General features: G+C 41.6%; 10 protein-coding genes. All 10 read left to right on the forward strand.

The annotated features are described in order from the left end of the window. The first annotated feature begins 206 nt into the window (after window positions 1-206). The gene (locus WB217_RS02675; RefSeq protein WP_423990398.1) at window positions 207-1,550 is read left to right on the forward strand and encodes an acetyl-CoA carboxylase biotin carboxylase subunit; all 1,344 of its coding nucleotides are present in this window, start codon (window positions 207-209) and stop codon (window positions 1,548-1,550) included. A 13-nt stretch (window positions 1,551-1,563) separates the two neighbouring features. Beyond that, entirely contained in the window at window positions 1,564-1,776 is a 213-nt protein-coding gene (locus WB217_RS02680; protein ID WP_335427794.1) for an acetyl-CoA carboxylase biotin carboxyl carrier protein subunit, read from the forward strand. A 21-nt stretch (window positions 1,777-1,797) separates the two neighbouring features. Next, window positions 1,798-3,339, forward strand: a complete 1,542-nt coding sequence (locus WB217_RS02685) for an acyl-CoA carboxylase subunit beta (protein ID WP_423990400.1) — start codon at window positions 1,798-1,800, stop codon at window positions 3,337-3,339. Window positions 3,340-3,587: 248 nt separating this feature from the next. Beyond that, entirely contained in the window at window positions 3,588-4,484 is an 897-nt protein-coding gene (locus tag WB217_RS02690) for a 2-dehydropantoate 2-reductase (RefSeq protein WP_423990402.1), read from the forward strand. Then, entirely contained in the window at window positions 4,484-4,873 is a 390-nt protein-coding gene (locus WB217_RS02695) for a DUF3397 domain-containing protein (protein ID WP_423990404.1), read from the forward strand. Before WB217_RS02690 ends, WB217_RS02695 begins: the two co-directional genes overlap by 1 nt. A gap of 478 nt (window positions 4,874-5,351) precedes the next feature. Next, window positions 5,352-6,986 (forward strand): bacillithiol biosynthesis cysteine-adding enzyme BshC, encoded by a 1,635-nt coding sequence (gene bshC, locus WB217_RS02700; RefSeq protein ID WP_423990406.1) that lies wholly within the window; start codon window positions 5,352-5,354, stop codon window positions 6,984-6,986. 219 nt (window positions 6,987-7,205) lie between these two features. Then, window positions 7,206-7,637, forward strand: a complete 432-nt coding sequence (gene mraZ, locus WB217_RS02705) for a division/cell wall cluster transcriptional repressor MraZ (RefSeq protein WP_423990414.1) — start codon at window positions 7,206-7,208, stop codon at window positions 7,635-7,637. Between the two features lie 57 nt (window positions 7,638-7,694). Further along, a complete protein-coding gene (gene rsmH, locus WB217_RS02710; protein ID WP_423990408.1) occupies window positions 7,695-8,633 on the forward strand; it encodes a 16S rRNA (cytosine(1402)-N(4))-methyltransferase RsmH in 939 nt (312 codons plus the stop codon). A 132-nt stretch (window positions 8,634-8,765) separates the two neighbouring features. Beyond that, on the forward strand, window positions 8,766-9,122 hold the full coding sequence (gene ftsL, locus WB217_RS02715) for a cell division protein FtsL (protein ID WP_423990410.1): 357 nt from the start codon (window positions 8,766-8,768) through the stop codon (window positions 9,120-9,122). Continuing rightward, the coding region (locus tag WB217_RS02720; RefSeq protein ID WP_423990412.1) for a peptidoglycan D,D-transpeptidase FtsI family protein at window positions 9,122-10,483 on the forward strand (1,362 nt) is incomplete at its 3' end. The genes ftsL and WB217_RS02720, both read left to right, overlap by 1 nt.

A 10,483-nucleotide genomic window follows, 5' to 3' on the forward strand; every position in this document is an offset into this window, starting at 1 on the left:
GTATAAATCTTTACCCAAAATATACGTATTTTATAGGCAGCTAAAATAAAATTGTTTTTAATAATCTATTTTTTATTATATTATAAAAACATAAAAAATTCTGCATTTGATTTTTAGAAAGCGGTTCCATTTTTTGCAGGAAAAAAACAGAATTTTGTAGAATTTTAATAGTGAGTGTACTTTTTAACGGGAAAGGGGAAAAAAGCGTGCAAAAAATTTTAATTGCAAACCGGGGAGAAATTGCGCTTCGCATCATCCGCACTTGCCGTGAACTAGGAATTAAAACTGTGGCTGTCTATTCTGATGCTGACAAGGACCTGCCGTTCGTGAAGGAAGCAGACAGCGCGTTCAGAATTGGGGAACCTCCTGTTCAAAAATCATACTTGAATGCAGATGAAATTTTAAGGATCGCTAAAGCTGAAAATGTTGACGGTATCCATCCAGGCTACGGTTTTTTATCGGAGAATGCAGAGTTTGCCCGAAAAGTCAGGGATGCGGGCCTGATATTTATTGGACCATCACCAGATACGATAGAAAAAATGGGCGATAAAATTGTTGCGAGGACAACGATGGATTTAGCTGGCGTTCCAGTTGTGCCGGGCAGCGAACTTGGTGTTACAACGCTGGACGAGGCGATTGAGCTCGCGGCTGAGATAGGCTATCCTGTCATGCTTAAGGCAAGTGGCGGCGGTGGTGGCATCGGCATGGTGCTCTGTGAAAATGAGCAAGCGCTCGCTAAGAATTTTGATTCTACCAGAGGAAGAGCAAAAACATACTTTGGGACAGATGAAGTTTTCATTGAAAAATACATTAAAAATGCCCGGCATGTGGAGGTCCAGGTTTTTGGCGATTCGCACGGAAACTATGTGCACTTGTTTGAACGGGACTGCTCGATTCAACGGCGCCATCAAAAAGTAATTGAAGAGGCCCCGTCACCTTTCTTGAAGGAGGAAGCAAGGCAGAAGATGTATGAAACGGCAGTGAAGGCTGCAAAGGCAGTTGATTATGTTAACGCCGGCACTGTAGAATTCATCGTTGATGAAAATGAAAATTACTATTTCCTTGAAATGAATACACGACTTCAGGTTGAGCATCCGGTAACTGAATCGATTACTGGTCTTGACCTCGTTAAGTGGCAGATTCTTGTGGCACGAGGTGAAAAGCTGCCTCTAATGCAGGGAGAAATTCAAAAAAAGGGATGGGCCATTGAATTCAGGCTGTATGCTGAAGACCCAGTAAGATTTTTGCCGTCGCCAGGAAAAATCAGTGAATTTTCCTGGTTGGAATCAAATGGAGTTCGTGTTGACTCAGGATATGAATCAGGCTCAGTGGTTACACCATTTTATGATCCGATGGTTGCCAAGTGCATAGTTACTGGCAAGACAAGGGACGAGGCGATCCGTTTAGGGCAGGAATTCTTCGCGGCGTTAAAACTTGAAGGTATAAAGTCTAATGCACCTTTATTTGCAGAAGTTTTACAGGAAGAGGGTTTCCAGTCAGGAAATTACACAACAGCCTATTTATCTGAAAGAAAATTGGCATCTAAATAGAGGAGGAAAAAACATGAAAGAGATTACAGCAAATATGGCAGGAACAGTTCTTAATGTATTAGTGGCAGCAGGAGATACAGTGTCTGAAGGACAAGAAGTATTGATGCTAGAATCGATGAAAATGGAGATCCCGGTTGAAAGCCATGGAGCCGGAACGGTAGCAGAAATCAAAGTGAACATTGGTGATTTTGTAAATGAAGGCGATGTCCTGCTTGTATTAGAATAATAGAATTTGAGGAGGGTGAAAATGACTACTGCTAAGATTCTCTCTGAAACATTAGAGGAAAAAATCAAACAAATTGAGGCTGGCGGGCATCCAAAATATCATGAAAAAAATGCCCATCAAAATAAGCTTTTTGTACGCGAACGCCTCAATCTTTTATTTGACGGCGGCATTTACGAAGAAGATGGAAAGTTTGCTAACTTCCAGGCGGGAGATCTTCCGGCAGATGGAGTAGTCACAGCGATCGGCAAGATTGGTGGGCAGACAGTTTGTGTCATGGCAAATGACTCTACTGTTAAGGCTGGATCATGGGGCGCTAGGACGGTAGAAAAGATTATCAGGATCCAGGAAACAGCAGAAAAGCTTAAGGTGCCTTTGTTGTATCTTGTTGATTCCGCTGGTGCAAGGATTACTGACCAGCTGGATATGTTTCCGAACAGACGCGGAGCGGGCAAAATCTTCTATAATCAGGTAAAGCTTTCCGGTGTGATTCCGCAAATTTGTCTTCTTTTCGGGCCTTCAGCTGCAGGCGGTGCCTATATTCCAGCCTTCTGTGACATCGTGATCATGGTTGATCAAAATGCCTCCATGTATCTTGGATCTCCGAGGATGGCGGAAAAAGTAATCGGCGAAAAAGTTACATTGGAAGAAATGGGTGGCGCTCGCATGCATTGCTCGGTCAGCGGTGTAGGTGACATGCTCGTGTACAGTGAGGAAGAAGCGATTGAATCAGCCAAGAAGTATTTGAGTTACTTCCCTGCGAATTTCCAATCAAAGACAGAATTAATTGAGGGAATCGCTCCAAAGGCAGGCAGGAGCCTTGAGGAAATTGTTCCTGTAAACCAGAATGCTCCATTTGATATGTATGAAGGAATTGACGCACTGATCGATGAAGGAAGCTTTTTTGAAATCAAGAAGCTTTTTGCTCCTGAATTAATCACTGGGCTTGCCAGGATTGACGGCAGGGCAATAGGAATCATCGCCAACCAGCCTAAGGTGAAGGGTGGGGTTCTGTTTGTGGATTCTGCAGATAAGGGCGCTAAATTTATCCAGTTATGCGATGCATTCCATATTCCATTACTGTTCCTTGCTGATGTCCCAGGATTCATGATCGGCACGAAGGTAGAACGTGCAGGCATTATCCGCCATGGTGCGAAGCTGATTGCGGCGATGAGCTCTGCGACTGTTCCGAAAATATCTGTTGTCGTAAGGAAGGCTTACGGGGCAGGGCTATATGCAATGGCTGGCCCGGCATTTGAACCAGATTGCTGCATAGCTTTGCCTACAGCACAGATTGCTGTTATGGGTCCTGAAGCTGCGGTTAACGCGGTTTATTCAAATAAAATTAATGAAATTGCAGATCCAAAGGAAAAGATTGCTTTTGTCCAGGAGAAGCATCAGGAATATAAAGAGAGTATCGATATCTACAAACTGGCTTCCGAACTAATCGTTGATGATATAGTCGCAGCTTCTGATTTGAGAAATGCGCTGATCGATAGATTCAAACTATATGAAACAAAAGATATGGTATTCAGTGTCAGGAAACATCCTGTATATCCAGTATAAAATTTGCGGAGGTCCTTAAAGGGCCTCCGTTTCATTATTTGGCCGTGGTATACATACTAATAAATATTCATAGAGTTTCCCAAACACTTCTTCCAAATAAAGCATTATTTCTGATAAAATATGACTAAGTCATTTAAAGTTCATTTTTTATATAACCGACATGACATGCACTTTAATAGGTTTTAGTTTCATATTTGTATTCTTTTACAGGTAAAGGCTATGACACGAGAGGGAGCAGATGGGTATTTATGAAGATAGCAATTATTGGGGGCGGATCGTTGGGCTTGCTGTTCTCGTATTACCTAAGTGCGAAGCATGAAGTCCATTTGTTCACCCGGACACAGCAACAAGCAGACTTAATTAATACTCAAGGATTACAAATGATAAAACTTGGTGATGAGAGAACGACCCATAACGTATATGCTGCTCCACTCCATGCTTGGCAAGGGACTGAAGATATGGCGATTATTGCTGTGAAACAATACCAGCTGCCAGACATAATGCCGATATTAACTGCAAAGACAGTGGGGAGCCTCCTTTTCCTTCAAAATGGTTATGGCCATATCAAAATGCTCAAGAATTTAACTTCCTTCCCAATATTTGTAGGGTCCGTGGAACATGGTGCTGTGAGATCAAGTGGCAATGCGGTAATACACAATGGGGCGGGAGTAACCAGGGCTGCGGTATTCCAGGGAAGTGAAATTCTTCTTAGAGAATTATCTGCTTCACTTGCCTCAGAGTTCCCAATTATCCGTGAAGAAGATTATGAGGGAATGCTGATCAAAAAGCTGGTGGTCAATTCAGTAATCAACCCATTGACAGCAATCCTTAATGTGAAGAATGGAGAGCTGATCAGAAATCCTTATTACAAGGAAATCTTTGAAAAGCTTTTTGAAGAATGTGCACAAGTGCTTGAACTACATAATAAAGAAGACTATTTCGAGAACTTATTGAACGTTTGTGAAAAAACAGCCGAAAATCATTCATCTATGTATAAAGACTTGGAGAATGGCAGAAAGACAGAAATAGATGCCATCCTCGGCTACCTGTTGGAAGAAGCTGCAAGGAAAAATATAAAAGCTCCATTAATACATAATTATTTTGAATGCATCAAGGGGAAGGAGCACGAAAAGGAGGGGGCATAATGCCGGGGATTTTCTCCGCAGTCGTTGCCACATTGATCACAGTCCCAATGGTTGGTTACTTAGCTGTGTTCATCATCAGCAAGCAAATTACAGGAAAACATCGGCGGTCAGTCAATCTTGCAATTGATTTCAGCACTTTATTGCTAGTGCTGTCCGTCCATTTTTTGATCATTACAATATGGGGAAAATCCTTTTTGTGGCTGATTCTGCTTGTCTTGTTCGGACTGGCGGCAATCTTTGTCCTGATCCATTGGAAGTACAAAGAGGAAATCGTGATGCCTAAAGTATTCAAAGGGTTCTGGCGATTTAACTTTTTGCTGTTTTTTTCCGCGTATGTCATTCTTGTATTATTCGGCTTGTTCCAAAGGCTGACATTATTGTTTGTTTAGCACTTTTTTTCGACTGTTTCATTCGCTTTGCATGCAATTTTACGTGATGAGCTGATAACTTAAACCCAAGCCAGCTCAATCTGCCTTACAGACAATTATGGGTATACAATAACAGACAGAGAATATCTGAGTGTTGGGCCGATTCATTTAAGTATGATGGTTCAGCGCTTTTTGTTTTAGGCTCTGTTTAAGCTGAATGTTGATTTTCATACCCTGTTGATTGTAGTGGAAGGCGCGAAGACTCCTGCGGGCTTAGCTGGACAGGTGAGACCCCGCAGGAGCGAAGCGACGAGGAGGCTCAGCGCCAGCCCCGCGGAAAGCGAAGCGCCTGGAACGGAAATCAACAGCCTTGTTTAACAGGTTAACAAAAAAATTCTGATTTTAGAACTTTCGGAAGGCAAAGTTTTTTTCTTTTCATTTCAAACAATGCTATACTCATAACAGTGAAAAATGTTTACGAGAAAGGAAGTACACGTAAATGGAGATGTTGAATCTCTCTCTTCCGGCTGCGAACCGGTTTGCGACAGATTACCTTGCTGGAAGCACTGAACTTCAGAGCTTCTTTCATTATAATTTTAAAAATGATAATGAATATGTTCATCGGTTAGATGAACTCAAAAATAGAACATTCATGAGAAATGAACTGGCTGACCATATCCAATCATTCATGTCACGTTATGCAAATTCTGATAAAATTGGTGCTAACATTGAGAAGCTGAGGCAGGAGAATAGTGTAGCGGTTATCGGAGGACAGCAGGCTGGCATCCTGACAGGACCTTTATATACGATCCACAAAGTTATTTCTATACTTAAGCTTGCAGAACAAAAAGAGGCTGAACTTGGCGTTCCTGTTGTTCCGGTCTTTTGGATTGCTGGAGAAGATCATGATTATCAGGAAGTAAATCATGTATATGTTATGAATAACAATAAACAAGAAAAATGGATATACCCAGAAAAGAATCTTGAAAAGAAAATGATTTCCGAAGTCTGTATCAATAAGGATTTATGTTATTCATGGGTTGAAGAAATAATCGAAACCTATGGTGAAACAAAGCATACAAAAGAGGTTTTGTCTTTTGCGCTGGACTCATTGAAAACAGCTGAATCCTTTGTGGATTTTTTTGCTTCGATCATCATGGAGCTTTTCAAGGACTCAGGCCTGCTGATCGTTGATTCTGGGAACAAGGAATTGCGGAAGCTTGAAAAAGAGTATTTTATTAAACAGATGAACAACCATCGGGAAATTACCGATGCAGTTCTTAAACAGCAGCATCAGACAGAAGCTGCGGGATATCCCAATATGATTGATATAAATAAAAATGCAGCCAATCTCTTCTTTTACGATGAAGAGGTAAATGAGAGGATCTTGCTCCAGTTTGATCCAGAAACTGACGAATTCACAGGAAAAAATGGAGAGGTAAGCTTCTCTTTTGAAGAATTGCAGGAAATTGCAAATGAATTCCCTGAAAAGCTTAGCAACAACGTCATTACAAGACCGCTGATGCAGGAATGGCTTTTTCCGACTATTGCCTTCATTGGCGGGCCGGGCGAGATTGCTTATTGGGCTGAATTAAAGCTTGTATTCGACCACTTCGGATTAAAGATGCCTCCGCTAGTGCCAAGGCTGAATATCACCATCCTAGAACGTTCCATCGAGACAGATTTGGAGGAACTGAACCTTGACCTAAAGGAAGTGCTCATTTCTGGAACAAACAAGCACGAATTGAAATTTATTGATTCACTGAAAGACCGTGAAGTTGAAGAGCTTTTTGAAAATGTTAAAGTCTCGCTTGCTGAGCAGTATTCGCATGTAAGGGAAAAATCGAAAACAATCGATCCGGTGCTGATGCCGCTGCTTGAAAAGAACGAACAAATCCTGATGAAGCAAATTAGCTTTATGGAGGGGAAAATCGTTGAAGCGGTCTGCCGAAAGCATGACCACATTTTGAGGAAATTCACAAGGGTGGAAAATGCACTACGGCCAGGTGGTTCTCCACAGGAAAGAGTCTGGAATCCTTTTTACTATTTAAATAAATACGGATTGAATTTCGTCTCCGATTTGCTTGGGCTCCACTATGAATTCGACGGCTCTCATAAAATAATCAAAATGTAAGCTAAAGCTCCACCCAATTTGGGTGGAGCTTTTTTTCAGGCAAGAATATCATCAGATTGCACCACAACACTGCACAAGTAGATGATTAACAAGTGATAAGAAATTATGGAAAAAGATACTTTTTAGGAGGAAATTCAAACAGCGGGGAGAATATTTAAAATAAGGTGGTGAAAAGTGGGGGAATGTGGTACATTGTATTTAGAAAGTGGGGGTAGTGGCATGTTCATGGGCGAATATCATCATAATATTGATAGTAAAGGCCGTTTGATCATCCCTGCCAAGGTCCGTGATAACTTGGGAGAAATGTTCATTCTTACGCGTGGACTCGACCAGTGTTTGTTTGGCTATCCCGTTTCTGAGTGGTCAGTTATTGAAGATAAGCTTAAAGGTCTTCCGCTGACCAAAAAAGATGCGCGGGCATTTACCCGTTTCTTCTTTTCAGGTGCTACCGAGAGTGAAATTGACAAACAGGGGAGAGTAAATATCCCATCCCCTCTAATGCAGTATGCAAAGCTTGATAAAGAGTGTGTGATTTTAGGGGTTTCCAATCGAATTGAAATTTGGAGCAAAGCAATTTGGGAAGAATATTTCACAGAATCTGAGGAATCTTTTGCTGAAATTGCGGAAAATATGATTGGATTTGATATTTAAGGGTAACATTATTCTGATATAATATTACCTGCTCCTCGATTGGAAAGGTGGATCATGATGTTCAAACATACAACAGTTTTACTGGAAGAAACAGTAGACGGGCTTAATATTAAGCCAGATGGTACATACGTGGATTGTACTCTCGGTGGTGCCGGCCACAGCGAATTAATTTTGTCCAAGCTTTCGGAAAAAGGAAAGCTCTATGCATTTGACCAAGATGATATTGCAATCGCAAATGCAAAAGAAAAACTGGCAAGCTACGGTGACAGACTGACAATCATTAAAAGCAATTTTCTTTACTTACAAGAAGAGCTTGAAAAGCTTGGTGTGACTGAAGTGGATGGAGTCCTATATGATTTAGGCGTTTCATCGCCACAGCTCGATACTCCTGAGCGAGGCTTCAGCTACCACCATGATGCGCCGCTTGATATGCGGATGGACCAGGACGCACCATTGTCAGCTTATGATGTGATCAATGAATGGCCGTATGAAAAATTGGTCAAAATCTTCTTCCAATATGGGGAAGAGAAATTTTCAAAGCAGATAACCAGGAAGATTGAAGCAGCACGGGAAATAAAACCGATTGAATCTACAGGTGAACTTGTGGAATTGATCAAGGATGCCATTCCCGCACCTGCCAGAAGAAAAGGCGGCCATCCTGCGAAAAGGGTTTTCCAGGCTGTTAGAATTGCCGTAAATGATGAACTAGGTGTATTCGAGAAATCGCTTGAGCAGGCTATAGACTTGATTGCTGTTGGCGGCAGGATCAGTGTCATCACCTTCCATTCCCTGGAGGACAGAATCTGTAAGGTTACCTTTAAAAAAGCGAGTGAAACACCACAGCTTCCTCATGGACTGCCGATCATTCCAGAGGAATTCCAGCCGAAATTAAAACTGATTACAAGGAAACCAATCCTGCCGTCAGAGGAAGAACTTGAATTCAATAATCGAGCAAGATCAGCAAAACTTCGTATCGCAGAAAAATTAAAAAAATAGGCTTTTTCGTAAATGATGTTGATTTTGCATTATGAATTCTGAAATTCCCTGTTGAAGCCTCTCAAGTGAGAGGGCTGGGAATTGCCAGGCGGAAACTGCCAATAAATAAAAAAATTCTCAGGAGGGAAAATGATGAGCAATCTGGCAAGAAAATTGCAGCAGGAACAGCAGCAGCGCACTGTTCAATCACCGGTAAAAGCCCCAGCAAAAAGAAATTCGATACTGACGCCCGGCGAAAAGGTCTTGATGTTTGTTTTCGGAGTAATGGTATGCTTCGGCGCAACATTCATGGTATCAAAACAGGCAGCTATTTACGAAGTCAACAAAGATATCCAGGTGGTCGAAGGCAATATCGAGGAGCAGCAAAAAGTTAACAGTGACCTTGAAGTCCAGGTTAGCGAGTTAAGTACCTATGAACGGATTAAGAAAGTAACTGAGAAGCTTGGTTTAACATTGAATGAAGACAATGTTAAGGGTGTTGAAAACTGATGATGAAGAAACAACCCAATATGAATGCAGGAGCAGCGGTATTATTCGTAATATTCAGCCTGCTCTTTTTTATCTTGATTTTCAGATTTGTATCAATCCAGGTTACAGGTGAAGTGCATGGACAAGCACTTGCTGCCAAAGCTCAGCAGAAATACTCTAATGAAAAAGTCATTGAAGCGGTTAGGGGGACTATTTTCGACCGTAAAGGCGAAGTAGTGGCTGAGGATACAACAGCTTATACGCTTGTCGCGATTCTCGATGATTCCGTAACAACGAATAAGAAGAAACCGAAACACGTAATCGATCCGGAAAAAACAGCGAGCAAGCTTGCGAAGTATCTTGACATGAGCGAGTCTGATATTTATAAAAAGCTAACAAAAAAAGGGGTATTCCAGGTTGAATTCGGCAAGGCGGGACGAGACATTTCTCATCAGACTAAAAGAGAAATAGAAGAATTGCAACTTCCTGGGATTACATTTTTAAGAGATTCAAAGAGGTTTTATCCAAATGGTATATTTTCTTCACACTTAGTTGGGTATGTTGAAAAAGAAGAAAAGGAAGATGGAAAATCCATCTCCACAGGAAGGCTTGGAGTAGAAAAAACATTAAATGATGAGCTTACAGGGAAGAATGGATCTCTTTCATTTGAAAGTGATTTATGGGGATTCTTGCTGCCTGACAGCGATGAAAAGATCACTCCCGCCCATGATGGAGATAATGTCTATTTAACGATCGATAAAAAAATCCAGACATTCGTTGAGGATGCAGTCAGCCGTGTTGAGGAAGAGTATAAGCCTAAAAAAATCATCGCTATCGTTGCTGATCCAAAGACAGGCGATATTTTGGCAATGGCACAGCGCCCGACCTTTCATCCGACCACTAGGGAAGGTCTGGATAAAAACTGGCACAATGAGGTTGTAGAAACACCTATCGAACCAGGTTCTACAATGAAAATCTTTACGCTTGCAGCTGCCGTTGAAGAGAAGAAATGGAACCCAGGTGAGCTTTATAAATCAGGATCTTACAGGGTAACAGAAAAGTCGGGAAGAATTCATGACCACAACAATGGGGAAGGCTGGGGAACGATTTCCTATCTTGAAGGAATTCAGCGATCTTCAAACGTTGCGGTTGCCAAATTGGTAAACGAAAAAATTGGTACTGATGTTTTCCGTCAGTATTTAACTGATTTTGGCTTTGATAAACCAACCGGCATTGACCTTCCCAACGAGGCAGTAGGGAAAATTGTATATAAATGGCCAATTGAAAAAATGACTACATCTTATGGGCAAGGTTCTACCATAACGCCTATCCAGATGATTCAGGCAGCCACTGCCGTCGCTAACGACGGGAAGATGATGAAG

The organism is Mesobacillus sp., from assembly GCF_049588175.1.
GTDB lineage: Bacteria > Bacillota > Bacilli > Bacillales > Cytobacillaceae > Mesobacillus.

Coding starts and splice junctions, on each gene's coding strand:
- WB217_RS02680 (WP_335427794.1), top strand. CDS start 1,564: ATGAAAGAGATTACAGCAAATATGGCAGGAACAGTTCTTAATGTATTA.
- WB217_RS02685 (WP_423990400.1), top strand. CDS start 1,798: ATGACTACTGCTAAGATTCTCTCTGAAACATTAGAGGAAAAAATCAAA.
- WB217_RS02690 (WP_423990402.1), top strand. CDS start 3,588: ATGAAGATAGCAATTATTGGGGGCGGATCGTTGGGCTTGCTGTTCTCG.
- WB217_RS02695 (WP_423990404.1), top strand. CDS start 4,484: ATGCCGGGGATTTTCTCCGCAGTCGTTGCCACATTGATCACAGTCCCA.
- bshC (WP_423990406.1), top strand. CDS start 5,352: ATGGAGATGTTGAATCTCTCTCTTCCGGCTGCGAACCGGTTTGCGACA.
- mraZ (WP_423990414.1), top strand. CDS start 7,206: ATGTTCATGGGCGAATATCATCATAATATTGATAGTAAAGGCCGTTTG.
- rsmH (WP_423990408.1), top strand. CDS start 7,695: ATGTTCAAACATACAACAGTTTTACTGGAAGAAACAGTAGACGGGCTT.
- ftsL (WP_423990410.1), top strand. CDS start 8,766: ATGAGCAATCTGGCAAGAAAATTGCAGCAGGAACAGCAGCAGCGCACT.